This window comes from Bacillus cereus, assembly GCF_002567495.1.
In the GTDB taxonomy this organism is placed as follows: Bacteria; Bacillota; Bacilli; order Bacillales; family Bacillaceae_G; genus Bacillus_A; species Bacillus_A cereus_AQ.
On the sequence record NZ_NVAP01000024.1, the window covers coordinates 20997 to 47081 of the forward strand.

The window sequence follows — 26085 nt, forward strand, 5'->3', positions numbered from 1 at the left end:
GATGACCATTTTGGTCATCCTTTTTATATAAAACCTACTCTTCATTCTCCACAATATGTTTCAGCATGGACAATTTATTATCCCAAAAACGTTCATAGTACGAGAGCCACTGTTGTAATTCCTCTAACGGCTCTGGTTGCAAGCGGTATATCTTCTCTCTCCCGCTTTTTCTTCCACTTACTAAATTCGCTTCGGAAAGAATATGGAGATGCTTCACAACAGCTGTACGACTCATCGGAAAATGATCCGTTATTTTTGAAATTGGTAACTCTTTATCACTTAATAACCGTAACACTTCTCGGCGAGTTGGATCAGCAATTGCTTGGAATACATCATATTTAGCTGCTGACGAAGACACTTATCCTTCGACAACCTTTTTCAGTTTTTCATTTACAATCGCTACCCAACCACCGCTCATTCTATCGCGAATAATAGAGCTCTTCGCATTCGCTTTCGGAAGAATTTCATCAGGATGTTTCCAGCCGCCGTGAATTAACGTAAATTCTGTTTTGTTATCTCCTAAGTCTTTCAAATTAAATGAAACAACCCAGCCATCTGTGTCCCATGAGAAAGTTAAATGATTTGGTTCATCAATCTCTAACACTTTACAAGGTGATGGTCCGAAAGGCGATTGCACATGAAATTCATGTCCTTCCTTTAATTCAAAATCATTTGGCATAAACCATGATGCGATTCCTTCTGCAGTTGATACTACACTCCATACCTTTTGAATAGACGCGTTAAAAACGATTGTTTGTTTAATATCATTTAATGTATTTTGTTGTTCCATTTTCATTCTCCTTTACTCGGCGTTACAACATAACACCTTTTGGTTGTATTTAGATGATATAACACCTTTTAGTTTCATGTCAACACTGACTCTTTTTTACTGTTGAGAAATTCTCAACATTTTTTCAACAGGACAAACACCCTCTCAGCATTCCTTCATAATATACTCACAAAGGCAATACAAAATAAAAACTTCTCTCAACATGAAACTCCATCATTCATATTGAAAGAAGCGCCTTACTTATATCATGCGTACATCGTCTCTCCTCCTTCCCTCAGGGACAATACGCGAGATATGACAAATCAGAAGGAATATGCCCACCATTTGAGTAGGTAGTTATTTCTCTTCTCCTCAACATTTCCTTAGGAGCGAAATGACTACCCACTCACTTTTTTAAACCAAAATACAAAGGGGATGAAAGCTATGTTCTATTGCATTAACTGTTCTGACATTCACCATGAAAAACATCCAAATGATAAAATATTCAAAAACGGTTTTTATATCGATCCATTTTTAGGTGATCGTTATCACCTCGGTATGTGCAAAGATGCCCAAAAGCATGAAACGGAAGAACTTCTTTTAAAGACGAATAAGACAGGTACAGCACAATCTATTATGAACGGATTACCAACCCATGTTGTCCCAACGTAAAACATAAAAAAGAGCTGGCTCAACCAGCTCTTTTTTATGCTTTATAAACGATCATTGCTGAAAAACAATAAATTTGGTTTTCATCGTCGTTAATAGAAACACCAACTTGGTACTTAATATCTACAAAGTTGCTATCATCAATCTTTTTCAAAAACACATTCACAGCGTCTTCTAAATCTTTTTCGTGACTTTCATCAAACACTTTCACACGAATCATCTTAACACCATCCTAGATCGCAGCCCTCCGCCGCTTGATTATTGCCACGGTGCGTATCTATGATGCGATAGAACTTTCCATTCTCATATATATATCCGTCTTCTAACACATATTGTTTATCTTCAGTATAGACATAAAACTTACCTATCATAAATTTACTCGTATATAATTCCAAATAATCTGGTCTAAATTTAGCTACAACTTTATTTGTAATATCAATCCTTATTGTGCGCCCCACCTTCTCTCCCTCCCTTGCAAAGAACGGATTTAGGTATATTGTATTAGCGATTCTACATTTTATGCTTAAAAATAAGTGGATATGCCTTCTTTCTTCGCCTGTACTATTTTTCTAAAAAAATCACTATAAATAAGACTCAAAAAAAAACATAAAAAAAAGCACTTTATCTTATTGACTCGAATATAAATATTATGTTATTATATAAAATTTGACATTTTTACATACGTATGCTATCATTAAGAGTAGTTACCACATATGGAGGTGGATGATTTGTTTCAAATTGGTGATAAAATCGTTTATCCAATGCACGGTGCAGGGATCATCGAAGCAATTGAAGAGAAAGAAATATTAGGTACTTCACGTCAATATTGTGTGATACGTATCATTAGTAAAGATATGCAAGTAATGCTTCCGATGGATCAATTACAAAAATCAGGTATTCGTTATATCGTTGATCAAGGTACGTTAGATGATATACTGCTTGAATTTCAAAATGGGGAATCAGACCCATCACTCTCATGGAAACAAAGATATACAATGAATATGGAAAAAATGAAAAACGGCAATTTACAAGATAGCGCAGAAGTTGTTCGGGATTTACTTCGCCGTAATAAAGAGAGAGCATTAAATGCGAGCGAAAAACAAATGCTAGATAATGCACGAAAAATGATGATTAGCGAAGTCGCGCTCGTACAAAATGTTACTGAACATCAAGCAACAGAATTTCTTCAAGATACAATTAATCATTAAATTTAAAATAGCCGAACGCTATTTTTTTTTGCAAAAAGGACAAAGAGATAAAACTCTTTGTCCTTTTCATATTACCCACGCCCAGCTTGAAACGATGGGTATAAAGTCATTCCACCATCTGCAAATAACGTAATTCCAGTTACGTAACTCGCCTCTGATGAAGCAAGCCAAGTTGCTACCGCTGCGATTTCTTCCGGTTTTCCAATGTAGCCCATCGGTATCATACTTTCTACGTCAGCCCGTTTTTTAGGATCAGCAAACTTTTCAGCATTAATTGGCGTATTAATTGCACCTGGTCCAATATTATTTACTCGAATACCTTTTGGTGCATATTCTAACGCTAACGTTTCTGTCATAAGTTTAATGCCACCCTTACTTGCTGCATAATGCACGAATAATGGCCATGGAATTTTCTCATGAACACTAGACATATTAATGACAGATCCTTTAATATCGTGTTCTACAAAATATTTAATCGCTTCACGGCTCCCTAAAAAAGCACCTGTTAAATTTGTATTAATTACCTTATTCCAATCTTCTAACGGCATTTCATGCGACGGTACCGCATTTTCTATCCCTGCATTATTAATCATAACGTCAAGTGTACCAAATTCTTTCACAGCAGATTGAATGAGATTCGCCACATCTGATTCGACAGTTACATCACCTTTTACAGCAATCGCTTCTCCGCCTACCTTTTTAATTTCTTCTAACACATCATTCGCTTCTGACTCTCGTGAGCGATAATTAATAACCACTTTCGCTTTCTCCTTAGCAAACCTTACTCCCATCGCCCTTCCAAGACCACTTGCTGATCCTGTAATAACAACAACTTTCCCTTCTAAATCGCTATACATTTCAATACCTCCTTTAACTTTTTGCAATACCTAGCATAATTCCAGCCGCAATAATAAAAACGATACCCACAACAATTCCTGTTAATTGACGCTTCGTTTTCCTTTCACCTAATATAAGAATCCCGCCAAGCGTCGAAATAATAATTCCCATTTGTGATAGTGAAAAACTTGTTGCTACTCCGACACGCGGTTGTGAAATGAATAAAAACATATTTCCAGCTGCCCAAATTAATCCTGGAATAATATTTCGTATCGCATATTTATTAAATGGATGATGCTTAAACGTAAGTAAAATACCCCCTAATACCATACCAACTGCTTGTGGTAATAAAGCCGACCAACCATCTACGTTAAATAACCTAATCACTACTACGTAAACTAAATAACCGACTGTTGAAATTAATAAAATTACGATACCTCTTTTAAAATTTGCTGCTTGCTCTGCATTTTTTTCTTCTTCACTTTGAAGTGATGTTAAAATAACACCGATAATAATACAAACGAGCGCTAAAATCCCAAGGACGACCGATATTGTCGTGGACCATTCATGAAATACGATAACGCCAAATAAAGTCGTCGCGACTAATTGAAGTCCTGTTGAAATTGGCATCGTCCTCGAAACACCCATTAAATCAATACTTTTCAATTGATTCGCCTGACCAAGCGCCCAAAATAAACCCGACACAACTCCAACTCCAATAACGGTAGGTGTTAATGCTGGCTTCATAAAAATATAAACAACAATCGAGAAAATAAGTGCCCCAAACGTCGTTCCAAGCGTTTGACTATACGGTCCCCCGCCCAACTTTACGTTAAATAGCACAATACTTCCCCAAAATATAGCTGGTAAAATCGCTAAAAATATATCCATTGCCCATTACCTTTCTTTGCAAAATGTCATAGGTTACCGCTCTAAATCATTAGAGTGAGCTTTCATTTTTTCTTTTTTGCTCGCACAAATCTTTTCTACAACATCATTAGAAACATTTTTTTCACGCTCCACATTTTTTACCTTTATATGATCTAAATAATCTTCCAAAGTAAGTGTAACTTTGTCATTTGGCGGATTATGTGCCCCTTGAAATGTAAGAAATTGTAGCGTAACTTCAAATCTAGGAACAAACTCATCCTTCCTGCCGAGACGCTTTATATTTATAACTGCATCACATTCATATTGATCTTTGGTCACTTGCCTAATAACCGAATAGTACCTATTCAATAATGCACTCTCTAAAAGCTGTTCCCTTGATTCTTCCGCCCAAGAATCGCTTGGGGAAGAGAAAAAGATAGAACATATCACGGTAATAATTACACATATTTTTTTCATAATGCCCTCCTTGTCCTATAAGTTAGTGTTCTCAAAAACGCCATAAAAAAACGACTTCTCCTACTCAGGAAAGTCGTTTTAATGAATCCAATATTAACCACCGCTCACTGGTGGGATTAGTGCAACAACATCACCAGCTCGGATCGTATCATCTTCATTTGCATATTCTTCATTAATCGCAACCATAATTGGCGCTGAAACTGGTACATTATATTCTTTCGCAACAACATCTTTTAACTCTGCAACCGTAATATTTTCTTTCTCTATTTGTAATTCACTTGTCCCCGCTTCTTCTTGCAAGTGCGCAAATAACAATACTCGAATCATACTTATAGCTCCTTCCCAGGCTCTCCCGCCGGATATGATGTTTTTTCTAATTGATCACCAATCCATGAGTCACCATCTTCCCAAAACTCCTTTTTCCAAATCGGAACAATTTGTTTTATGCGTTCCATAATATATTCGTTCGCTTCATAAGCCGCTTTACGGTGTGGTGTTGAAACAGCAACAACAACCGCTATATCAGAAATTTGCAACGTACCAATGCGATGTGTAATCGCAACATGTGTACCCGGCCATTTCTCTTTCACTTCTGAGCCAATTTTCTCTAGCATCTTTTCCGCCATCGTCTTATAAGCGACATACTCTAAGTATAATGTACGACGCCCTTTCGTAAACTCTCTAACCGTTCCAATAAATGTTGTAACAGCACCGCATTCACGGCGAATCACTTTCTTCGTTACCTCTTCAATCGAGATTTCTGTATCAATTACTTCATAATATGTATTTGTCATTTCGCACTCCTAACCGTTTGTAAAAACCAGTCTATGTACAACTCTTCTTCTGTTATATGAAATACTTTATATTCTTCTCGTATGTTTTCCGGGGCATCATACCACGTAATAACTGCTACTATATTTTCTACTTTATGTAAAAGTTCAACATCTTCCGCAGAACGAAGTAACACTACTTTCGGATAGTTCTCTTTTTTATAACCCTCTATTAAAATTATATCCACTTCAAAAAACTCATATAAGCGAATAATTTCTTTCAACGACCATTTCTCTTTTAGCGAAGAAAGCGAGAGCAATCCAGCACCTTCTACACTACTTACGACAGCACCAGCTTTACGGTGTCTTTCGCTATCTTTTTGCGCTACTTCTGGAAAACCTCCGTGCCCGTGATGTTTAATTGTAGCAACTTTCATTTCACTTTCAGCTAACGCATGCACAATTTTCTCTACAAGTGTCGTTTTTCCGCTATTTTGATATCCTACTATTTGTAAGATTGAAGGGGCTTTGCCCATGGCCAATCACATCCCTCAGAGTGCTCTAACAATAATACAGATACTTTCATCCCGGTCTCAAATCCTCTCGTTCCTCCAGGTAACACGATAAAAGCATTCGCATCTGCAAGTGAAGATACCGCACTCGATTTATCTAAACCGACCGGCATCGCTTGTAACGCCCCGTCCACAATCGTTACGTTCGCTCTTACGAAACGAGTAAATGGATTTGGCTTAGGAAAATCTTTTTGTAAAATAGCATCCGCTCTATATACGTGAGGTTCCTTCGCATACAAATACGTTTTTATAATTGGGTGCACAAATAATTCAAATCCTACATAACAAGCAGATGGATTTCCTGATAAACCGAAAAGTAACTTCCCATCCACTTCAGCTACTGTCGTTACACTTCCCGGTCTCATCGCTATTTTATTAAAGAGGACATTCGCCTGTAATCTTTCATAAATAGCTGGTAAGTAATCATAGTCTCCTACTGACACACCGCCTGTTGTAATTAAAATGTCGACCTCATCCATCGCTGATTGAACAGCTGTAAAACATGCAGCTAACTCATCGGCAAGTTGGCCATAATAACGAACCCTCCCGCCAGCTTTCATAATTTGAGCTGCAATCATATACGAGTTACTATTTCTAATTTTCCCCGGCTCTAATGACTCATGTACTTCTAGTAATTCACTTCCCGTCGTTACAATACCGACAACAGGCTGTTTTACAACTTTCACAGTGCTGTATCCAAACGTCGCTAATAAGGCCGCAACACCTGGATTAATTGCAACACCTTTCTTAACGAGAACTTGATTTTGTTTTATATCTTCTCCTTTAAACGACACATTGTCACCGCTATTAAACGGGCGTTTTAACTTCATATATGTTTTTCCGCTCTTCTCAAACCCTTCTGTCAGCTCTAGCATTACGACTGCATTGCAATCTTCTGGAATAGCTGCTCCTGTCATAATACGAATCGCTTCCAAAGCTCCTACTTTTTCTAAAAAAACAGAACCTGCCCCAATTTCTCCTATTACTTCAAATTCAACTGGATTCTCTTGAGTTGCTCCTTTCGTATCTTTTGCTCGAATGGCGAAACCATCATAAGGAGAACGATCAAAATGAGGAACGTCATGATCTGAGACAACATCTTCCCCGAGAATTCTCCCGTAACTTTCCGTAATAGAAACTTCTTCTAATTCACCATGCTTCGCATATTTCATTACCCGTTCTACTGCCTCAGCAACTTGAATTGGAATTCGTTTTTCTACCATCGTTTCTCACCTCATATTTGCAATTTTTTTTATCTCGATTAAACTTTATGTATTCAATAGAAATTACTTCAAGGAGGAATTCCATGTCTTCATTTACACACTTTAATGACCAAGGACGCGCAAAAATGGTTGATATAAGCGACAAAAAAGCAACCGTTCGAACAGCAATTGCGTGCTCTAGCATTGTCGTTACGAAAGAAATTTACGATAAAATCTCTCACAATGAAATTGGGAAAGGTGATGTATTAGCAGTTGCGCAAATCGCAGGCATTATGGCCGCGAAACGAACTTCTGATATTATCCCAATGTGCCATCCTTTATTATTAAAAGGTGTTGACGTTTCTTTCGATTGGAAACAATCAGAAGAACAATATCGTTTACTCATTGAAGTAAAAGTTAAAACAGAAGGTAGCACCGGCGTTGAAATGGAAGCTTTAACAGCTGCTTCCGCTACCGCTCTTACTGTGTATGATATGTGTAAAGCTGTCGATAAAGGTATGATTATCGGCGAAACATACTTACTTGAAAAAACAGGTGGAAAAAGTGGGGATTATACGAGAAATTCATAATACTCTCTCCGTTGAACCTAAAGGGTTTCCTTTAGGTTCAACCTATATATCTTGCATATAGACTTTTTGCTACATTCATATCATTCGTCCCATGAATAAACGCCCTGCCATCTGCAAATAAAACAAAACGATATTCTTCTACCGGAAATGATAATAAATAAGGCGTCGCCTTTATCTCTACACTTCTTTGTAAGCGCTTTTTAATTTCTTCTAAATTAAAATTCTTTCGCATACCCGGACGAATTTGTACTGTATTTCGACCACATAACACTTCTGTTTTCGTTTGTGCTTCAAATGTCAAACTCGGATATGTACGTAACCTTCCGCAAGATAAACAAGTATCTTTTTTCTGCCTATTCACTTTAAATGCCATCTGTTGATTATTCCAAAGATCAAACGATAACATCGTTTCACGAAGCGCCCCAAAATCTTCTACTAATATTTTTAGCGCTTCCGTAATTTGATGCGCAACTACTAACTGTACTGCCGGTTGTATAATACCAGCTGTGTCACATGTTGCTCCGCTCGCTGGATGCTCCATTAAACAGCGAAAACACGGTGTTTGCCCTGGTAAAATTGTATACGTTACCCCGTAGCTTCCGACACAACCACCATATATCCATGGAATATTATACTTTTGTGAAATATCATTAATAAGAAGACGCGTTTCAAAATTATCTGTCGCATCTAATATTAAATCTACATCATTCACTAGTTCTTCCATTTCTCGCACCGTTACATCAGTCACAACCGGATTCATTTCCACCTCAGAATTAATCGCTTGTAAATGTTCTACTGCCGCTATCGCCTTTGGTTTATACTGCTTTGCATCTTCTTCTGTATATAGTTGTTGTCTTTGTAAATTACTCCATTCTACATAATCACGATCAGCAATCGTTACTTTTCCAACACCTGCTCTAACAATCGCTTCTGCATTCGCCGCACCGAGAGCACCAGCACCAATAATAAGCACATGCTTCTCTCTTATTTTTCTCTGTCCTTCTTCTCCAACACCAGAAAATAATATTTGTCTTGAATATCGCTCCTGCATACGATAGCCTCCTTTCTTATCCTCCAATATAAGACATTTCGATTTTCGGACGATTTTTTGCACTTTCTTCTGTCCGTTCATCCGAATACCTATCTTTTCTATTCATCCATACATCTTGTATAACACTCAATAACTCATCATCCGAAAGATTTCCTCTAAGAAGTTCCCTTACATCCAAACCCTCTGTCGCAAATAAGCACGTATAAAACTTTCCATCTGCCGAAATTCTCGCCCTCGTACAAGAGGCACAAAATGACTCAGAAACAGATGTAATAAAACCAACTTCGACATTTGTTCCAACGTACCGATATCGCTTCGCAACCTCACCAAAATAATGTACTTCAGCTGGCTCAAGCGGGTACACTCTATGAATCATCTCAATCAATTCTCGCTTTGTAACCACTTGATCAAAATTCCATCCATTCGTACTACCAACATCCATAAACTCAATAAACCGAAGCGGAATTTCTTGCTCTTTAAAATATGCAGCCATCGGGAGTACTTGATGATCGTTCATCCCTTTTTTCACAACCATGTTTACCTTTACTTCCAGCCCTGCCTCTTTCGCTGCTATAATTCCCTTAATCACTGGCTTCGTATTAATATTTCGACCATTAATATTCCTAAATATGTTGTCATCTATCGCATCTAAACTAACATTCACTCTATGTAAACCGGCTTCTTTTAACACCCTCGCTTGTTTCGTTAAATGAATAGCATTTGTCGTTAACCCTATATCTATTAGCCCATCAATTTTCACAAGACGTGCAATAAGCTTTGTTAAATCTTTGCGAAGCAGTGGCTCACCGCCAGTAATTCTAATTTTTCGTACACCGATGCTAACAAATAATTTTGCCAAACGCTCAATTTCATCAAAAGTTAGTAAAAACTCATCTTTCAAAAAAGCATAATCTGGCCCAAATATTTCCGCTGGCATACAATATGTACATCTAAAATTGCAACGATCAATGACAGATATACGTAAATCTTGAAGTGGGCGCCCAAAAAAATCTTTAACCATCTCCTGCATCGCCACCCTCCCTTTCTGCCAAATTTCTTTCTTTTCATTCTATTATAATATATTTTCGAACTGCGATGTTTTTACTCAAGTGAATAAAGTGAAACTTTAAATAATTAGAGGGTATCCACTCTCCTGCTGATTAACGAGATTTACTTGCAAATACAAGGATAAAAAAACCTTGAAACATAAAAGTTTCAAGGTTTTCTACTTATTAACTTAATCTAATAATCGTGAGAGTAGCCCCTGGCGTTGTTGTAGATAATGTAGCTATTGCAACTAATCCAAATAATTGCAAGCTAACAGCGGCTCCAGCAGGCAAGTTAGCAATTATCGGTGCACTAAATGAACCAGTAGCCACTGTTGGAGCGTTTATCGTTCCCGCAAGCGGACTGCCATTTACAGTTATACGAGAACTTACAAGTAAAGAGGCTGTTAAATTTATTGTATAAGCTATATAGTAATTTCCTGCATTCGTAACTGTGAATACAGTATTCCCTCCACTGACGGTAATTCCTGGGCCAATATTTTGATTGTTCGGTAATGGTACATTCGTACCACCTAATAAAACGGAAATAGCGGTTCCTGATGTATTATTCGCAAATGCATACGTTGCAGTTGTACTAACTCCAGTCACCCCGGTCGCTCCTGTGGCTCCGGTTGCTCCAGCTCCGGTTGGACCAGTTGGGCCTTGGATTCCTTGCGAACCTGTTGGACCCGTATCACCGGTCGGACCTTGCGAACCTGTGGCTCCTGTGGCACCCGTTGGACCTTGGATTCCTTGGGGACCTTGAATTCCTTGAGGGCCTTGAATTCCTTGGGGACCTGTCGCTCCCGTGGCTCCCGTTGGACCTTGAATTCCTTGTGGGCCTTGCGAACCTGTGGCTCCCGTATCCCCGGTTGGGCCTTGTGGACCTTGCAAGCCTTGCACACCTTGCGGACCGGTTGGACCTATTTCTCCTTGCACACCTTGAATTCCAGTTGGACCTTGGGGGCCGGTCGGACCTTGAATCCCTTGAGGACCTTGGATTCCCTGTGGGCCTTGTGCTCCAGTTGCCCCAGTTGCTCCTTGGATTCCTTGGGGACCTTGGGGGCCTTGAATTCCTTGCGGGCCAGTTGGACCTTGGATTCCTTGAGGGCCCTGAATCCCTTGCGGACCTTGATCTCCTGTTGCTCCCGTTATCCCTTGCACTCCTTGGGGACCTTGAACACCTTGTGGACCCGTTGGACCTATCTCTCCTTGCACACCTTGAATTCCTTGTGGGCCCTGCAAACCCGTCACTCCAGTTGCTCCGGTTGCTCCTGTCGCTCCCGTATCTCCTGTTGAGCCTGTCGCACCGATATCTCCTGTTGCTCCTGTCGAACCTGTTGCTCCTGTCGGGCCTGGTGGTCCACCGGACGGACCTGTAACTCCCGCCGGACCTGATGGCCCCGTTGGGCCAGTCGGTCCTGCCGGTCCTCCAGAAGGCCCCGTTACCCCTGTTGCCCCCGTTATTCCAGTTGGGCCTGTAGTTCCTTCCCCTGTCGCCCCTGTTGCTCCCGTATCTCCTGTTGCCCCTGTCGGGCCTTGGATTCCTTGAATCCCTTGTGGACCTTGCACTCCTTGTGCACCCGTTGCTCCTTGAATTCCTTGTATTCCTTGAACCCCTTGTGGCCCCATCGGACCTGTTGGACCAATCGCCCCTTGAACACCTTGCACTCCTTGGGGACCCTCTGGACCCGTTGGACCGATTTCCCCTTGTATCCCTTGAATTCCAGTTGCTCCTTGTACTCCTGTTGCTCCCGTTATCCCTTGCACTCCTTGTATTCCCTGTATTCCTTGTGGACCTTCTGGACCTGTTGCACCTACCGGTCCTTGAATGCCTTGTATCCCTTGCGGACCCTCTGGACCTGTTGCTCCAGCTGGCCCTGGCACTCCTTGTATTCCTTGCGGGCCCTGAAGTCCCTCTGGGCCTTCTGGACCTGTTGGTCCTATATCACCCATCGGACCTTGTATCCCTTGAACACCTTGTGGTCCCGTTGCTCCTGATGGACCTGGTACTCCTTGTATACCTTGTAGACCTTGATCTCCTGTTTCTCCCGTTACTCCTTGAGGTCCTATAGCCCCCTGTATACCTTGTGGACCTTGATCTCCTGTTGCTCCTGTTACTCCTTGAATCCCCTGAACCCCTTGGATTCCTTGTTCACCAGTTATTCCCGTCGGACCAGGAATACCTTGAATCCCCTGCGGTCCTTCTGGACCTGTTGGGCCAATTGGCCCTTGGATACCTTGAATTCCTTGTAGCCCCTGCGCACCTGTTACTCCTGTACTTCCCGTCGGACCGGTAATCCCCTGACCAGTTGCTCCAGTATTTCCAGTTGCACCTGTTGCTCCAGTCGCACCTGTACTTCCACTCGGTCCACCACCCGGACCTGTCACACCAGTTGGCCCTGTCGGACCAGGAGGTCCTCCAGATGGTCCAGTTATCCCTGTTGGACCTGTTATTCCAGTCGGACCAGTTATCCCCTGACCGGTTGCTCCCGTTGATCCGGTACTTCCACTTGGTCCTTGTGGCCCTTGGATTCCTTGCGCTCCTTGGATTCCTTGAGGACCAGTTACTCCCGGTATCCCTTGCACTCCTTGGATTCCTTGAGGTCCCTCAGGTCCAGTAGCTCCAATCAGCCCCTGTAATCCCTGTACACCCTGTATCCCTTGTGCTCCAGTCGAACCTGTTGGACCAATCGGCCCTTGTAAACCTTGCACACCCTGTAAACCTGTCGCTCCAGTTTCCCCTTGTGGTCCTCTTAATCCTTGTGGACCCTGCTGTCCTTCTGGTCCAGTTGCACCTATTGGTCCTTGTGTCCCTTGAATTCCTTGCACACCTTGAGGTCCTGTCGGCCCCCTCTCTCCCATTGGACCTTGTAATCCTCTTGGTCCTTGAGGGCCAGTCGGACCTTGTGGACCTGTTGGGCCAGTAATCCCTATACCGGTAAATCCAGTTGGAACAGGAGGAAAAGTAGGACCAATAAGTTCTGGTGGAATTCTAAAATTAGAGTGTTGTTTCCCTTTATTGTCACGATTCTTCACACTTTCACCACCTACAAACCGTTTTTTTCATAATAAATAAACCTCTTCTTAATCTATTTACAAAAATAATCTCCAAGACTATTTTTATTTTAAATAATAAAAACTCCCTTAATTCCTTAAGGGAGTCCAGCAACTGAATCCATATTATCTGTATTTGGCACCGCCTGCATAGTACTCGACACATTTGCACCTTGCCCGGTATTTGTTCCTGTTACAGTACCAGCAGGAGTACCTCGCGTATACGTTGTTGTGACCGAATCTCCTGGCTGTAAACAAAGCTTCGTCTCCGTCCCTATTACTGTAACAACGTCAATCCAAGTGCACCCCAGTGAACCACTATACGATTTCGAAGCAGTAAATGAAGTATCACTCAAATTGTCACCTGTAAATATGTTCCCAGTATTATTAACAATAACAAACTCTTTTATATGCGCAGGCATACTTACACTCCACCTTTCTTTTACGAACCTAACGTACGTGTACTCGTTGCTAATGGTGGAAGAAATACTGATGTTCTAATTACTGCTTCTGGCTGCCTTTTCCCATTTAAAAAAATAGCCGCACTCGCCCCTCCAGCACCCGCATACGCTTTTGATACAGCAAAAGGTGAGAGATCATAACAATCGCCAACATTAACAGCTCCTGTATTATTTATAATTTTTACTTTACGCATGTTAATTCCCATCTTCTCCATCCTCCTTTTATATACTGTATGCAAAAGAAAAAAAACTTGAAACATACTCGTTTCAAGTTTTTAACTATTAACTATTTCGTTTCACCTTCATATTGAAGCATACCGCCAACCATGTTCATCGTTTTAAATCCTTGCTCATTTAAATAATGGCATACATTTTCACTGCGCATTCCCGAACGACAAATAAAGATATATTCATTCTCTTTATTAAAGAAATCTACTTTAGTTGGGATATCACCCATTTTAATATGTACAGCTTCTGGAATTTTTCCTGTCGCTATTTCTTCATCTTCTCTTACGTCTACTAAAAATAACGTTTCTCCATTTTCTAAACGCTCTTGTACCTCTTCTGTAGTAATTGTTTTAACTTCTGTCATATGTAGTTCCTCCTTATATACAATAAAACCTTTAGTTTCTTTGTCACAAACATTCTCTACCAATTTTAGCATGCGAAAGAAAGAACGCAAAGAAATCAAAAAGCTATTTCTCAATTTTCTTGCAAAACTTATTCTTTACAAACATAACTAGCACATTGTATCCTCAATATACTTGTTTTATGAAAGGAGTCGATTAAAATGACGCTTTTTCTTTTCATTATGGGCATTGTGTTCTTACTCGCTGCAATTATTGCACTTAGTATGAAAAATAATAAAAAGATAAAATCTCCCCAAGAAATGTCATTCTTATTTCTATTACTTAGTATAGCGTTCTTCGGTATAGCAATCGCTACATATATTTTCCGTCTACAAATCATGTAAAAAAAGGTGCCTACTACACATATTGCACCTTTTTCACATTATTTATTGCCTACACAAAACTAGATACTTTCCGATTTAAAAATTCATACACTTTCTTTTCAAATAAATGAATATCAAATGCTCCTGCCATATGCCCATTTATACTTTCTATCTCGTATACTTCCGCATATTTTCCTTGTTTTTGCAAAATGTCTACCATGTTATAATTATAACGTGGCGGCTGAAGCAAATCTTGTTTGCACGGAATCATGAGTACATTTGCTTCTATGTTAGAAAGAGCCTCTTCTAATGAAGAAAATCCATGTGCAATATCATGTAATAAAACTGCTTTCGCGGTGTACATCCACGAATTTGCATCTACTAACTCTATACTTCTATATGTCAATTTGTTTATCTCTTTCTCAAATGATGTTAATGAAGAAAACTTTTCATAAGGTTCTACCTCTACACTGTTACGAAGAAATGCCGTTTCATAAAAATTATTATCAAATGCGTTCATGAACATCATTCTATTTGCTAAATGCAGTCCCTTCATTGGCTGCGCCTCTCCATATTTTCCACCTTTCCAACTTGGATCTAGTTGAATTGCTTCAATCGCATTTTGCGCTACATTCACTGAAGTGATAATCGGATTTTGCGGATTCGTAATAACACCAATCATCCGCTCTACCATATGAGGATAGTGAATAGCCCATTGCTGCGCAATCATCCCACCAACTGAGGGTCCCATTACAGCGTATAATCTTGAGATTCCCATATCTTTTATTAATCTATATTGCATACGAGCTACATCAAGAAATGTAAACACAGGGAAATCCATTACATATTCTTCTCCAGTTTCTGGATTAATCGATTTCGGCCCCGTTGTAATGACATATGGATTCTTCACCTGCACATTACAAAGATTATCAGTACATATAACAAAATACTTATTTGTATCAATTGCTTTACCTGGTCCAATAAGCCCATCCCACCAACCAGGCTCCTCATCATGCTCTGTATATTTCCCCGCCGCATGACTTGTTGCACTAAAGTAATGACAAACCAAAATCGCATTTGACCTTTCTCTATTTAACGTACCATATGTCTCGTACCCCATTTGAACAGGAATTCCCCTACCATTTTCAAACGTAAATTCTTTTAAAACAAACTTCTCCTTTTTTACAATTTGCACAGACTCTCCCTCTCCCCGTTATAGTATGAACTGCTTACTAAAGGTTTTTTTCTATACAAACCAATCTCCTCCTTCTTTTCATAAATAAATGAATAATATACAAAATTAGCCACAAAATAGCACTATATTACACAATTAAAGAGGGCATACATATGATTTGGAATTGGTTACGTAAGAAAAAAAAATCAAATACAACAGAAGCAAAAGAAGCCGATAACTGGGAGCAGCAGTCTAACAATCAAGATGACGATAACAACGAACAGACTAGAAGTATGAAACATACTAAAGGTAAAAATAACAGGCAAGATGACTCTTCTCAAAACAAACAACAAAGTTCTAAGCAAGATGACTCTTCNNAGCAAAGCTCTAAGCAAGATAACTCTTCTCAAAATCAATCTCAAAGCGCTGGGGAGAACAGTATTTATGATTTTACGAAGCCAACAAAGGACCGTATTCATTCTCTACAAGATTTAATAGAGAAACTTAAAAAGTCTAGTGATTTTATTAATTACCATACATCTGACGATGAGACGATGCCTTATTGGATTTCTTACTATCGTCCTTCACTTGATGGGGAGAAATTACAGAAATATTTAATGCCTGCTCTTTTAGAAAGACCTTGTACTTCGCTAGAAGAACTAAAAGAACATATTCCGATGAGCGGCATTACAATTACAAACGACTTACAAAAAATTGAGGATATGGTTTTAAAGGGACATGCGATTATTCAATTGAACCAGCAAGACCAAAAATGCATGCTTGCAAACATTGCAATTGATAATTATCGTGCGCCAACTCCTCCTTTAAACGAGTCGACTGTTATTGGTCCTCAAGAAGGTTTCGTAGAGGATATTGATACAAATATTAATTTAGTTCGAAAACGTCTTCCTGTTTTAGATTTACAAACAAAAGAAATGATTGTCGGGGAGTTTTCCAAAACGAAAGTTGTCATGATGTATTTAGACAACCTCGCTGAAAAAGATAATGTAGATTTTCTTGAGGAATCATTACGCGCTCTTGAATATGATCAAATTAATGATAGTGCTTATATACAAGAATTAATGGGTGAAAAGTCGATTTTCCCTCTCTATATCAATACAGAACGTACTGATAGAGTTACAAAAGCACTAATTGATGGGAAAATCGCTATTTTTGTGGATGGTTCTCCAAGTGTTCTACTAACACCTGTATCCTATTTCGATTTTTTCATTTCACCTGAAGACTATAACGTCTCTTGGCTATACGCTACATTTTCAAGGATTTTACGCCTTCTTGCCGTTCTATTCTCGATATGCGCTACACCATTATACGTTGCAGTTTTAAATTATCATTATGAACTCATTCCAAGTGACTTACTTGAAACTTTGATTTTATCAAGGGCACAAGTACCATTCCCGCCTTTAATTGAAGCACTCTTTTTAGAACTTGCAATCGACTTACTGAGAGAAGCTGGCGCGAGGTTACCGATGAAAGTCGGTCAAACGCTCGGTATTGTAGGCGGTATCGTAATCGGGCAAGCATCTGTACAAGCTGGTTTAACGAGTAACATTTTATTAATTATCGTTGCCCTATCAGCACTCGCTTCCTTTATTACACCTATTTATAAAATGGGTAATGCGGTTCGATTACTACGCTTCCCATTTCTCGCATTTGCAGAAATAGGAGGACTTTTCGGGATTTCTCTTGGATTTATCTTTTTATTTACCCATCTATTTAGACTTACTTCTTTACGCAAGCCGTACGCTTTGTTCTACCCAACAAGACAACAATCTGTTAAAGATTCTTGGATTCGTTTTCCTTTAACAATGATTGATACACGTGATGTACAAGCAAGACCACAACATGTAAAAAAAGCAGCGAAAGGAATTTCAACAAAACATAGATCGGATTTTGATGATTAAGAACTGAGGTGCATTGATGAGTAAAGTTCAAGAAAAATATCAAATATCTCCTGTCTTTGTCTTCTTCTTAATTCACGGTGCACAGTTTGGAGCTGGTGTTCTCGGCTTCGCTCGAATCATTGCAAAGGCTGCTGGATACGACGGCTGGATGGGAGTTGTAATCACAGGACTCGGTATCCATATTCTTATATGGATGATGTATTTTTTATTAAGGGAAACAAACGGGAATTTAATTGATTTACATCGACAAACATTTGGAAAATGGCTAGGGAATGGCTTTAATATCATCTTTGCAGCTTATTTTTTAATCGTCAGTATTTCCGTCATTCGAACATATGTTGAAATTATTCAAGTATGGATGTTCCCTACCGCTTCCACCTTTATGTTAACACTCTTTTTATGCTTAGTTAGTTATTACATTATTTCTTCTGGATTTCGTGTCATTACTGGCATTTGCGTCATCTCTGTTGGTGGTACACTAGGATATTTACTTCTTAGCCTATTCGTTTTGAAATACTCACATTGGGATAATTTACTTCCTATTTTCACACATTCGTTTTCAGATATTTTAAAATCGGCACATCTGTCAATCTACAGTATGACAGGCTTTGAGATTTACCTCATGGTGTATCCTTTTGTGAAAAAACCTATGCAATCTCATAAATACGCTCAACTCGGGGCACTATTTTCAAACCTACTATATTTATTTAGTACCCTTTTAGCCTTTGTATTTTTTAGTGAGAAGCAATTGTTAAAAACGATATGGTCGCAACTTTCTATGACCCAAGTCATTCAATTACCGTTCATAGAAAGACTAGAATATATTGCAATTTCAGGCTATGCACTCGTGATTATTTCAAGTTTTATCCTTCCTTTATGGGCAGCAACGAGAGGCACTCACGAAATATTTCGAGTGAAACAAAGAGGTGTTCTAATCGCTTTCATCCTTATCACTCTCATTGTTTCACAACTTTTAACAAACAGACACGATATTAATAATTTTATTAGTAATGCGTCAAAAGTTAGTTTCTGGCTTATTTATGTATACATCCCTATCCTATTTATCATTGTGTGGGTGAAAAGAAAATGGAAAAAATCAAAAGTAAATTAATACTTATTTCTTGTATAACACTCTTCAGTCTAACTGGATGTTTACAAAAAAATATTATCGATGATGTACAGCTTATTCAAGGAAGCGTTTTTGATGTAGGAAAAGATAATAAGGTAAAAGTGACATTCGTTTGTCCCATTCAGAAAAAAGGCAATAAAGTTCAAGTTTTTGAAGGCAGCGCAAATGCGGTAAAACAAGTAAAAGCAGACACATCTTTAGAATCTTCTCAACCCTTTGCTAGCGGACAAATGCGTGTTGCTCTCTATACTATAAGACTTGCCAAAACAGGAATGTCTACTTCATTCGATACATTACTTCGAGATGTGAATATAGGGAACGCTTTATATGTTGGTTTATTAGAGGGGAATGGTACTGAACTTTTAAAAGGCAAATATACAACTTCATACAACGTTGCAATTTATATAAAAAAGTTGCTAGAACATAATATGGAAACTGGTCCTTTACCAACAGATAATCTGCATGTAGGAGCATTCCGTTATTATCAAGAAGGGCAAGACTACTATATTCCAATTTTAAAGAAACATGGTGATAAAATAAAAATTACCGGAATTGGCCTTTTTAAAAAAGATAAATATATTGGTAAAATTGCGCAAAAAGATATGTTCATATTTAAAGGGCTGTTAGAGAAACATAAATTAGATTCACATGAATTTAAAACAGATTCTGCGTACGTAATGATTAATAATATTCGTTCTGTTCCAACTTACGATATAAAAATAAAAAATGGTAAACCTTCTTTTTTCATTCATGTTAACCTTGAAGCTCGTATTCAAGAACTATCGAAACAAATTAACTTAGAAAATAACAAGAACACAAAAAACATTGAAAAAAATGTACAAAAACAATTGGATGTACAGGCTGCAAAATTAATTAAGCAATTTAAATCTTTAAACGTCGATCCTCTCGGGCTAGGAGCAAAATATAAACAACATTATCGCCCATTCAAATTAGAGGAGTGGAAACAAATGTACAAAGATGTTCCAATTCAAATAAAATACACCGTTAACATTACAAATTCTGGTGTAATTGAATGAGAAATGATTGAACTCCTCTCTCCAGCATGATAAAACGGAGAGAGGAGTTTTTTATTACCAAATAGAGAGAGAAGATATTTATGGGGGAGCTTATGTCTAAAAAATTAGTAAAGCCTATTTTAAATGGTATTTTATTTCTCGGCGTTTTTTTATTTGCTCATACATATTTGAAAAATGTTTCCTTCACACGTTACTTGCTTGTCGTTATACCAATGTTACTCGTCGGTATTTTTGGCATTGATCTTATTTTATCTATTTTAATTAAGAAAGAAGAATAGTCACTGGTCATCTATGTTACAATAAACTTCGGCATAACGTAAGAAAGGATGAAACAACATGACAAACGAAAAAGGTTTAGATAAAGGATACGAACTTGTTGCGAAAATGCATGAAGTCTTTGGACATCCTGTGACAAATACTCCAACAAAATTAACAGAAGAGCGCGCAAAAATCCGTGCAAGTTTTATGCAAGAAGAACTAGAAGAGTTTCTAGAGGCAACGACTGTTGAGGATCAATACGATGCACTGATTGATCTTATTTACTTTGCATTCGGAACGTTTGCAGAAATGGGCGTACGTCCAGACAAAGGATTCGAAATTGTAAACAACGCCAACATGGCAAAACTATTCCCTGATGGAAAACCTCGCTTCCGTGAAGGCGACGGTAAAATTCTAAAACCAGAAGGCTGGCAAGCACCAGAACCACAACTTCGTGCTGAAATTGAACGCCAACGCCAAGAAGCTGAAAAAAACTGCTAGGATTTCCTAGCAGTTTTTTATTATATCTTTTTTCCTTTGACTCATTAATGACCCACGTGTCCCGCATGTCCTGCTGCTCCACCAATGCTAGCTGCTCCTGCCGCTGCTCCTGCTCCTCCTGCTCCCATTCCACCTGTCCAAGGAGAAGATTGCTGTTGTTGATATTGTTGTTGTTGATGTTGATGTTGTTGATGTTGTTGACCTTGGTGATGTTGTTGACCTTGGTGATGTCCATGTTGTTGGCCGTGGTGGTGGTGGTGACCTTGGTGTCCATGTTGTTGGCCGTGGTGGTGGTGACCTTGGTGTCCATGTTGTTGGCCGTGGTGGTGATGGCCTTGATGGCCATGTTGTTGGCCGTGGTGCGTTTGATAAAGAACAGCTTGCGGATGAATGTGGTGGTGGCCTTGGTGATGTACTTGTTGTTGGTGATGACCTTGGTGTCCATGTTGACCTTGGTGTCCATGTTGACCTTGGTGTCCATGTTGACCTTGGTGTCCATGTTGACCTTGATGGTGGTGATGTACATGGTGGTGGCCGTGTTGACCTTGATGATGGTGATGTACATGGTGGTGGCCGTGTTGACCTTGATGATGATGATGACCTTGGTGGTGGCCATGTTGACCTTGATGATGATGTACGTGGTGACCGTGAACACCTTGTGGATATCCGCCTACTCCTCCTGCTACAACACCTACTCCCGGTACAGGAAATCCTGTCTGTACTCCTCCAACGAAAGATGGAAATGTAGTTGGTACGCCTACTGGTACTCCTCCCGCTGCTCCGCCAACAAATGTTGGGATTCCCGTTTGCACCCCAGCTACCGATGTTGGAAATCCTCCTGTTAATGTTGGAATTCCTGTTTGTACACCAGCTACTGATGTCGAAAAACCTCCAGGTGTTCCGCCCATCCAGCCCGGAATTCCACCGTATCCTTGTTGTCCTGCTCCCATTAACATCATTTGTTCATAACTACTATCCGATCCACCCCCGAAGAAACCATGTGGTGCATTATTGTCCATCCCTTTCATTCCTTTCACCTCTTCTACTCAATTTAGCCTACCTTTTTTATCATATTTCTTATAGAAGAATAGGTGTTTGTCTGTATTGGAATTCCGCTCTTTTATTTGTACGTAGTGGAATAATTGAAAACTTAGATTAAGGTGATCCAGAAATAATTTTTCATACAGAAAAGCTCAGAGCATACATGCTCTGAGCTTTTCTTTCTTACATTAGTTTGCAACAACGTTAACAAGTTTTCCAGGAACAACAATTACTTTGCGAACTGTTTTCCCTTCAATTTGGTCTTGAATTGCCTCAAGTGCAATTTGTTCCATTTCTTCTTTTGATGCATCTTTACTCATTGTTAGTTTTGCACGAACTTTACCCATAACTTGAACAACGATTTCAACTTCATCTTCTACAAGTTTTGACTCATCAAATGTTGGCCAGCTTGCATATGTGATTGTTTCATTGTAACCAAGCTTGCTCCATAGTTCTTCCCCGATGTGAGGTGCAACTGGTGCAACCATTTTTACGAAACCTTCTACATATTCTTTCGGAAGTGTTTCAGCTTTGTATGCATCATTGATGAATACCATCATTTGAGAAATCGCTGTGTTGAAGCGAAGCTCTGCATAGTCTTCTGTTACTTTCTTCACTGTTTGGTGATAAGCTTTTTCAAGCTCTTTATTTGGTGCATCAGTAATTTTCTCACTTAATTCACCATTATCTTGAACGAATAGGCGCCATACGCGGTCTAAGAAACGACGAGCTCCGTCAAGACCATTTTCAGACCAAGCAATTGAAGCATCTAATGGTCCCATGAACATTTCGTATAGACGAAGTGTATCTGCACCATGGCTTGCTACGATATCATCAGGGTTTACAACGTTACCTTTTGATTTACTCATTTTCTCGTTGTTTTCACCTAAGATCATACCTTGGTTGAATAATTGTTGGAATGGCTCTTTCGTTGGAACTACACCGATATCGTATAATACTTTATGCCAGAAACGAGCATATAGTAAGTGAAGTACAGCATGCTCTGCTCCGCCGATATAAATATCAACTGGAAGCCATTGTTTTACTTTTTCAGGATCTACAAGCGCTTCGTTATTGTTTGGATCGATGTAGCGTAGGTAATACCAGCAGCTACCAGCCCATTGTGGCATTGTGTTTGTTTCACGACGACCTTTTTTACCAGTCTCAGGATCTACAACATTTACCCACTCGTCAATGTTTGCAAGTGGTGATTCACCTGTACCTGAAGGACGGATGTTTTCTGTTTTCGGAAGAACTAATGGTAATTCTTCTTCTTTCACAGCTGTCATTGTACCATCTTCCCAGTGGATTACTGGAATTGGCTCACCCCAGTAACGTTGACGGCTAAATAACCAGTCACGTAGACGGTACGTTACTTTTTGATTTCCTGCGCTCGTTACTTCAAGCCATTCAATCATTTTTGCGATTGCTTCTTCTTTATTTAAACCATCAAGGAATGCTGAGTTTACGTGTGCACCATCACCTGTGTATGCTTCTTTCGTAATGTCTCCACCTTTTACAACTTCCTTCATTGGAAGATTGAAAGTTGATGCGAACTCATAGTCACGCTCATCGTGAGCTGGAACTGCCATTACAGCACCTGTTCCGTAAGTTGCAAGAACGTAGTCAGCGATCCAGATTGGTAATTTCTCACCGTTTACTGGGTTAACTGCATAAGCACCAGTGAATACACCAGTTTTCTCTTTCGCAAGTTCTGTACGCTCTAGGTCACTCTTCATTTTTACAGAATTAATGTAAGCCTCTACAGCTTCTTTTTGCTCTGCTGTTGTAATGTCTGCAACAAGTGCATGTTCTGGAGCAAGTACACAATAGCTTGCACCAAATAGTGTATCAGGACGCGTTGTGAAAACTGTGAATTTCTCATCTGTACCATCGATGTTGAAGTGTACTTCTGCACCTTCAGAACGACCGATCCAGTTACGTTGCATATCTTTTAAGCTTTCTGGCCAATCAAGCTCATCTAGATCTTCTAATAAACGATCTCCGTAAGCTGTAATTTTTAACATCCACTGTCTCATCGGACGACGCTCAACTGGATGTCCACCGCGCTCACTCTTACCATCAATGATTTCTTCATTCGCAAGTACTGTACCAAGTGCTGGACACCAGTTTACAGGTACTTCATCAACGTAAGCTAAACCTTTTTCAAATAATTTCAGGAAGATCCATTGTGTCCACTTATAGTAGTTTGGATCTGTTGTATTTACTTCACGGTCCCAATCGTAAGAGAAACCTAATGATTTAATTTGATTACGGAACGTATTAATATTAAGCTCTGTAAATTCAGCTGGGCTGTTTCCAGTATCAAGTGCATATTGCTCTGCTGGAAGACCGAATGCATCCCATCCCATTGGATGAAGAACGTTATACCCTTGCATACGCTTCATACGAGATAAAATATCTGTCGCTGTATAACCTTCTGGATGTCCTACGTGTAAGCCTGCACCTGATGGATATGGAAACATATCTAGTGCATAAAATTTTGGTTTTTCTGTCTCATCTGGCGTACGGAATGTTTTATTCTCTTCCCAGTACCCTTGCCACTTCTTCTCAATTTCTTGATGATTAAAGCTCATGAGATACCCTCCTTGAAATTCAATTTATTTTCACCGCCCAAAATACAAAAAACCTCTCATCCCTAGAAAGGGACGAGAGGTTATAGATTCCCGCGGTACCACCCTAAATTAATGTACAAATGTACATTCGCTTAGATCCGTAACGTGGATTAACGGCAATTGCTACTATTAGTTTCACAACTGCAACTCAAAGGCGAGTTCATAACGAAACGTGGATTGACTTGCACCGACCGTCAACTCTCTAAACCAGCTTCTATTACTACTACTCCTTCTCACTGTTATTACACATATAAGTTAATGTGAACTATCCATCACTTCGTATCTCTTAAGAGCTTACTTGAAGTGAGGACTTCTCGGTTCATCGTTATTTTTCATAACTAACGAATTCGTCTCAAGACAGCCGAGCTATCTCCCTTGTTCCAAAGGTTATTTTATTTAAATATATTCTAAAACATGTTACATGTTCCGTCAAACTAAACTGCAATTTTTTCTTCAACTGTTTCTTCTACTTTTACTCGTTTATCATACATGCTCGTTGCAATAAGCGCTACTACAAGCATTACCATGATGGCTATAAACAATACTTCCATATTGTATAAATCCACAATCGCTCCGCCAACGACCGGTCCGAACATTTTCCCTACAGTCGCCGCACTATTTACGACCCCTTGATAGAATCCTAATTTATCTTTTGGTGCAAGTATATTCGCAATCGTCGGGACCGCTGGCCATACGAATAATTCACCAATTGTTAATGTCACCATTGCCACGAGGAACATCGTAAATTGCTGCGCTTGACTTAACACAATGAATGACGCGGCAAAAATGAAAATTCCAATCATAATTTGTTGCTTTAAAGAACGCTTCATCCAGCGAATTAGCATACTAACGAGTGGCTGTGCACAAACAATCATCGCTCCGTTTATCGTCCATAATAAACTATAGTGACGAAGACTAATATTCAATTCCTGCATATGTGTTGCAATGGCTCCTTGCCACTGTACGTATGTAACCCAGCATAAAGCATATGCTACACACACGATAAGAAGTGCTTTAAATCCAGGTGTAAGTGACCACCCTTTTTTCGTTTCGATTTCTTTTTGCACTCCTGGCTCTTTCTTGTCCTCCATACCGCGGAATCCAATAAAAGCAATTAAGAAGAAAACAAAGTATAAAATAAAGTTCGCTAAGAAAATATAATCAAAACGATATGAAGCAACTAAACCACCGCACGCTGTTCCGATTGCAATACCAACATTTTGTCCAACATACATTGCATTAAATGCCCGCCTGCCGCCTTCTGGCCAAACCGTACCGACCATCGCGTACATCGATGGGAAGACCATTCCAGAACCAAATCCGATTAACGCTAACCACACAACATATAACGGCCAACCGTGGAAGAACACAAGACCTAAAATCGATACGAGTGTAATAACAATTCCTACTAAAATTGATTTATAACCGCCCCATTTATCAAATAAAACACCGCCGAGCAAGTTTCCGATTACACCAGTAAGCGAGTTGATCATTAGTACCATCCCGGCCACAGATAAAGATTTCCCTAGATGATCATGCAAATAAATTGTATTAAAAGGCCATAAAAAAGAAGCACCCGTGACATTAATAATCATCCCAGCTACTAATAGCCATACTTTCCTTGGCATAGTTTCCCCTCCTATTCTATTTTTTTCGTTCATATATATAACAGTAAAATTGTAGTCGTTTTTAAATAGGAAGGCAACTGATTAATAGTTGATGAAATTCAGATAATGGTTCGACGGTAAATGAAATTATATTGATCGCCGTTTAAAAATATATCAGCGATTTTTGAATTATATCGACTTACCGACAAAAAGTGAAAGCAACAACACCATATAAATGAGAGAAGACTG

Annotated in this window: 30 protein-coding genes and 1 other annotated feature; of the genes, 9 read left to right on the top strand and 21 right to left on the bottom strand. The window is 39.3% G+C overall.

Annotated features, from left to right (window positions below; translation table 11 throughout):
- Positions 1-34 precede the first annotated feature (34 nt).
- Positions 35-358 carry an ArsR/SmtB family transcription factor gene (locus COK05_RS11080; protein ID WP_000098845.1) on the bottom strand — a complete coding sequence of 108 codons (324 nt, stop codon included), beginning with the start codon at positions 356-358 and terminating at the stop codon, positions 35-37.
- Entirely contained in the window at positions 359-790 is a 432-nt protein-coding gene (locus tag COK05_RS11085) for an SRPBCC family protein (RefSeq protein ID WP_098612622.1), read from the bottom strand.
- A 423-nt stretch (positions 791-1213) separates the two neighbouring features.
- On the opposite strand from COK05_RS11085, the gene COK05_RS11095 reads away from it, so the two are divergent.
- Complete coding sequence (locus COK05_RS11095) at positions 1214-1441, top strand: DUF3973 domain-containing protein (protein ID WP_098612623.1); 228 nt, start codon at positions 1214-1216, stop codon at positions 1439-1441.
- Between the two features lie 34 nt (positions 1442-1475).
- Here COK05_RS11095 and COK05_RS11100 read toward each other — a convergent pair whose 3' ends face one another.
- Both COK05_RS11100 and COK05_RS11105 read right to left on the bottom strand, forming a co-directional pair.
- Positions 1476-1658, bottom strand: coding sequence for a sporulation protein Cse60 (locus COK05_RS11100; protein ID WP_000621751.1), 183 nt, complete (start codon positions 1656-1658; stop codon positions 1476-1478).
- 1 nt (position 1659) lies between these two features.
- Positions 1660-1896 (bottom strand): DUF2553 family protein, encoded by a 237-nt coding sequence (locus COK05_RS11105; protein WP_048374324.1) that lies wholly within the window; start codon positions 1894-1896, stop codon positions 1660-1662.
- A gap of 255 nt (positions 1897-2151) precedes the next feature.
- Here COK05_RS11105 and COK05_RS11110 point away from each other — a divergent pair, with 255 nt between their 5' ends.
- Entirely contained in the window at positions 2152-2646 is a 495-nt protein-coding gene (locus COK05_RS11110) for a CarD family transcriptional regulator (protein ID WP_098612624.1), read from the top strand.
- Between the two features lie 71 nt (positions 2647-2717).
- Here COK05_RS11110 and COK05_RS11115 read toward each other — a convergent pair whose 3' ends face one another.
- The 7 genes from COK05_RS11115 to COK05_RS11145 all read right to left on the bottom strand — a co-directional run bounded on the left by COK05_RS11115 (position 2718) and on the right by COK05_RS11145 (position 7395).
- Positions 2718-3503, bottom strand: coding sequence for a glucose 1-dehydrogenase (locus tag COK05_RS11115; protein WP_098612625.1), 786 nt, complete (start codon positions 3501-3503; stop codon positions 2718-2720).
- A gap of 13 nt (positions 3504-3516) precedes the next feature.
- Positions 3517-4374, bottom strand: coding sequence for a glucose uptake protein GlcU (gene glcU / locus COK05_RS11120; RefSeq protein WP_098612626.1), 858 nt, complete (start codon positions 4372-4374; stop codon positions 3517-3519).
- Positions 4375-4407: 33 nt separating this feature from the next.
- Complete coding sequence (locus tag COK05_RS11125) at positions 4408-4830, bottom strand: DUF3888 domain-containing protein (RefSeq protein ID WP_098612627.1); 423 nt, start codon at positions 4828-4830, stop codon at positions 4408-4410.
- Positions 4831-4923: 93 nt separating this feature from the next.
- Complete coding sequence (gene moaD / locus COK05_RS11130) at positions 4924-5157, bottom strand: molybdopterin converting factor subunit 1 (RefSeq protein WP_098612628.1); 234 nt, start codon at positions 5155-5157, stop codon at positions 4924-4926.
- 2 nt (positions 5158-5159) lie between these two features.
- Positions 5160-5624: a molybdopterin synthase catalytic subunit MoaE gene (moaE, locus tag COK05_RS11135; RefSeq protein WP_098612629.1), complete on the bottom strand. Its 465-nt coding sequence runs from the start codon at positions 5622-5624 to the stop codon at positions 5160-5162.
- The gene (gene mobB, locus COK05_RS11140) at positions 5621-6136 is read right to left on the bottom strand and encodes a molybdopterin-guanine dinucleotide biosynthesis protein B (protein ID WP_098612630.1); all 516 of its coding nucleotides are present in this window, start codon (positions 6134-6136) and stop codon (positions 5621-5623) included. The genes moaE and mobB overlap by 4 nt, the downstream gene beginning before the upstream one ends.
- On the bottom strand, positions 6106-7395 hold the full coding sequence (locus tag COK05_RS11145) for a molybdopterin molybdotransferase MoeA (protein ID WP_098612631.1): 1290 nt from the start codon (positions 7393-7395) through the stop codon (positions 6106-6108). The genes mobB and COK05_RS11145 overlap by 31 nt, the downstream gene beginning before the upstream one ends.
- Before the next feature lie 83 nt (positions 7396-7478).
- Between COK05_RS11145 and moaC the strand changes: the two genes are divergently transcribed.
- Positions 7479-7964 carry a cyclic pyranopterin monophosphate synthase MoaC gene (moaC, locus tag COK05_RS11150; RefSeq protein WP_000094146.1) on the top strand — a complete coding sequence of 162 codons (486 nt, stop codon included), beginning with the start codon at positions 7479-7481 and terminating at the stop codon, positions 7962-7964.
- A 37-nt stretch (positions 7965-8001) separates the two neighbouring features.
- Here moaC and COK05_RS11155 read toward each other — a convergent pair whose 3' ends face one another.
- The 6 genes from COK05_RS11155 to COK05_RS11180 form a co-directional block, all read right to left on the bottom strand.
- Positions 8002-9015, bottom strand: a complete 1014-nt coding sequence (locus COK05_RS11155; protein WP_098612632.1) for a molybdopterin-synthase adenylyltransferase MoeB — start codon at positions 9013-9015, stop codon at positions 8002-8004.
- A gap of 16 nt (positions 9016-9031) precedes the next feature.
- Positions 9032-10045, bottom strand: a complete 1014-nt coding sequence (gene moaA / locus COK05_RS11160) for a GTP 3',8-cyclase MoaA (protein ID WP_098612633.1) — start codon at positions 10043-10045, stop codon at positions 9032-9034.
- A 202-nt stretch (positions 10046-10247) separates the two neighbouring features.
- On the bottom strand, positions 10248-13100 hold the full coding sequence (locus tag COK05_RS11165) for a BclA-related collagen-like exosporium protein (RefSeq protein ID WP_098612634.1): 2853 nt from the start codon (positions 13098-13100) through the stop codon (positions 10248-10250).
- 116 nt (positions 13101-13216) lie between these two features.
- Positions 13217-13540, bottom strand: coding sequence for a hypothetical protein (locus COK05_RS11170; protein WP_098612635.1), 324 nt, complete (start codon positions 13538-13540; stop codon positions 13217-13219).
- A gap of 20 nt (positions 13541-13560) precedes the next feature.
- Entirely contained in the window at positions 13561-13785 is a 225-nt protein-coding gene (locus COK05_RS11175) for a spore germination protein (RefSeq protein ID WP_000512596.1), read from the bottom strand.
- Positions 13786-13865: 80 nt separating this feature from the next.
- Positions 13866-14171 carry a rhodanese-like domain-containing protein gene (locus COK05_RS11180; RefSeq protein ID WP_098612636.1) on the bottom strand — a complete coding sequence of 102 codons (306 nt, stop codon included), beginning with the start codon at positions 14169-14171 and terminating at the stop codon, positions 13866-13868.
- 198 nt (positions 14172-14369) lie between these two features.
- Between COK05_RS11180 and COK05_RS11185 the strand changes: the two genes are divergently transcribed.
- Positions 14370-14552 carry a hypothetical protein gene (locus tag COK05_RS11185; protein ID WP_098612637.1) on the top strand — a complete coding sequence of 61 codons (183 nt, stop codon included), beginning with the start codon at positions 14370-14372 and terminating at the stop codon, positions 14550-14552.
- A gap of 49 nt (positions 14553-14601) precedes the next feature.
- Here the strand turns inward: COK05_RS11185 and COK05_RS11190 are convergent, their stop codons facing one another.
- On the bottom strand, positions 14602-15726 hold the full coding sequence (locus tag COK05_RS11190; RefSeq protein WP_098612638.1) for an alpha/beta fold hydrolase: 1125 nt from the start codon (positions 15724-15726) through the stop codon (positions 14602-14604).
- Positions 15727-15878: 152 nt separating this feature from the next.
- On the opposite strand from COK05_RS11190, the gene COK05_RS11195 reads away from it, so the two are divergent.
- From COK05_RS11195 to COK05_RS11215, 5 genes are all read left to right on the top strand, one after another.
- Positions 15879-17627, top strand: coding sequence for a spore germination protein (locus COK05_RS11195; protein WP_098612639.1), 1749 nt, complete (start codon positions 15879-15881; stop codon positions 17625-17627).
- 16 nt (positions 17628-17643) lie between these two features.
- Entirely contained in the window at positions 17644-18738 is a 1095-nt protein-coding gene (locus COK05_RS11200) for a spore germination protein (RefSeq protein ID WP_098612640.1), read from the top strand.
- Positions 18714-19793, top strand: a complete 1080-nt coding sequence (locus tag COK05_RS11205; protein WP_098612641.1) for a Ger(x)C family spore germination protein — start codon at positions 18714-18716, stop codon at positions 19791-19793. The genes COK05_RS11200 and COK05_RS11205 overlap by 25 nt, the downstream gene beginning before the upstream one ends.
- Positions 19794-19885: 92 nt before the next feature.
- Positions 19886-20071 (top strand): hypothetical protein, encoded by a 186-nt coding sequence (locus COK05_RS11210; RefSeq protein ID WP_000038779.1) that lies wholly within the window; start codon positions 19886-19888, stop codon positions 20069-20071.
- Positions 20072-20129: 58 nt separating this feature from the next.
- Positions 20130-20552, top strand: a complete 423-nt coding sequence (locus COK05_RS11215; protein WP_000180554.1) for a hypothetical protein — start codon at positions 20130-20132, stop codon at positions 20550-20552.
- A gap of 44 nt (positions 20553-20596) precedes the next feature.
- Here COK05_RS11215 and COK05_RS11220 read toward each other — a convergent pair whose 3' ends face one another.
- From COK05_RS11220 to COK05_RS11230, 3 genes are all read right to left on the bottom strand, one after another.
- Positions 20597-21580, bottom strand: coding sequence for a hypothetical protein (locus tag COK05_RS11220; protein ID WP_098612642.1), 984 nt, complete (start codon positions 21578-21580; stop codon positions 20597-20599).
- 201 nt (positions 21581-21781) lie between these two features.
- Positions 21782-24190 (bottom strand): leucine--tRNA ligase, encoded by a 2409-nt coding sequence (leuS, locus tag COK05_RS11225; protein ID WP_098612643.1) that lies wholly within the window; start codon positions 24188-24190, stop codon positions 21782-21784.
- Between the two features lie 65 nt (positions 24191-24255).
- Positions 24256-24475: a binding site (T-box leader), on the bottom strand.
- A gap of 188 nt (positions 24476-24663) precedes the next feature.
- Entirely contained in the window at positions 24664-25857 is a 1194-nt protein-coding gene (locus COK05_RS11230) for an MDR family MFS transporter (protein WP_098612644.1), read from the bottom strand.
- Between the last annotated feature and the right edge of the window lie 228 nt (positions 25858-26085).

Bases quoted from the DNA above. Each gene is read 5' to 3' on its own strand.
- moaA (WP_098612633.1), bottom strand. From the start codon at position 10,045: ATGCAGGAGATGGTTAAAGATTTTTTTGGGCGCCCACTTCAAGATTTA.
- COK05_RS11185 (WP_098612637.1), top strand. From the start codon at position 14,370: ATGACGCTTTTTCTTTTCATTATGGGCATTGTGTTCTTACTCGCTGCA.
- COK05_RS11095 (WP_098612623.1), top strand. From the start codon at position 1,214: ATGTTCTATTGCATTAACTGTTCTGACATTCACCATGAAAAACATCCA.
- COK05_RS11220 (WP_098612642.1), bottom strand. From the start codon at position 21,580: ATGAAAGGGATGGACAATAATGCACCACATGGTTTCTTCGGGGGTGGA.
- COK05_RS11115 (WP_098612625.1), bottom strand. From the start codon at position 3,503: ATGTATAGCGATTTAGAAGGGAAAGTTGTTGTTATTACAGGATCAGCA.
- COK05_RS11175 (WP_000512596.1), bottom strand. From the start codon at position 13,785: ATGGGAATTAACATGCGTAAAGTAAAAATTATAAATAATACAGGAGCT.
- COK05_RS11110 (WP_098612624.1), top strand. From the start codon at position 2,152: ATGGAGGTGGATGATTTGTTTCAAATTGGTGATAAAATCGTTTATCCA.
- COK05_RS11145 (WP_098612631.1), bottom strand. From the start codon at position 7,395: ATGGTAGAAAAACGAATTCCAATTCAAGTTGCTGAGGCAGTAGAACGG.
- moaC (WP_000094146.1), top strand. From the start codon at position 7,479: ATGTCTTCATTTACACACTTTAATGACCAAGGACGCGCAAAAATGGTT.
- moaE (WP_098612629.1), bottom strand. From the start codon at position 5,624: ATGACAAATACATATTATGAAGTAATTGATACAGAAATCTCGATTGAA.
- COK05_RS11210 (WP_000038779.1), top strand. From the start codon at position 19,886: ATGTCTAAAAAATTAGTAAAGCCTATTTTAAATGGTATTTTATTTCTC.
- COK05_RS11170 (WP_098612635.1), bottom strand. From the start codon at position 13,540: ATGCCTGCGCATATAAAAGAGTTTGTTATTGTTAATAATACTGGGAAC.
- COK05_RS11205 (WP_098612641.1), top strand. From the start codon at position 18,714: ATGGAAAAAATCAAAAGTAAATTAATACTTATTTCTTGTATAACACTC.
- leuS (WP_098612643.1), bottom strand. From the start codon at position 24,190: ATGAGCTTTAATCATCAAGAAATTGAGAAGAAGTGGCAAGGGTACTGG.
- COK05_RS11230 (WP_098612644.1), bottom strand. From the start codon at position 25,857: ATGCCAAGGAAAGTATGGCTATTAGTAGCTGGGATGATTATTAATGTC.
- COK05_RS11085 (WP_098612622.1), bottom strand. From the start codon at position 790: ATGGAACAACAAAATACATTAAATGATATTAAACAAACAATCGTTTTT.
- COK05_RS11155 (WP_098612632.1), bottom strand. From the start codon at position 9,015: ATGCAGGAGCGATATTCAAGACAAATATTATTTTCTGGTGTTGGAGAA.
- COK05_RS11200 (WP_098612640.1), top strand. From the start codon at position 17,644: ATGAGTAAAGTTCAAGAAAAATATCAAATATCTCCTGTCTTTGTCTTC.
- COK05_RS11100 (WP_000621751.1), bottom strand. From the start codon at position 1,658: ATGATTCGTGTGAAAGTGTTTGATGAAAGTCACGAAAAAGATTTAGAA.
- glcU (WP_098612626.1), bottom strand. From the start codon at position 4,374: ATGGATATATTTTTAGCGATTTTACCAGCTATATTTTGGGGAAGTATT.
- COK05_RS11180 (WP_098612636.1), bottom strand. From the start codon at position 14,171: ATGACAGAAGTTAAAACAATTACTACAGAAGAGGTACAAGAGCGTTTA.
- moaD (WP_098612628.1), bottom strand. From the start codon at position 5,157: ATGATTCGAGTATTGTTATTTGCGCACTTGCAAGAAGAAGCGGGGACA.
- mobB (WP_098612630.1), bottom strand. From the start codon at position 6,136: ATGGGCAAAGCCCCTTCAATCTTACAAATAGTAGGATATCAAAATAGC.
- COK05_RS11215 (WP_000180554.1), top strand. From the start codon at position 20,130: ATGACAAACGAAAAAGGTTTAGATAAAGGATACGAACTTGTTGCGAAA.
- COK05_RS11125 (WP_098612627.1), bottom strand. From the start codon at position 4,830: ATGAAAAAAATATGTGTAATTATTACCGTGATATGTTCTATCTTTTTC.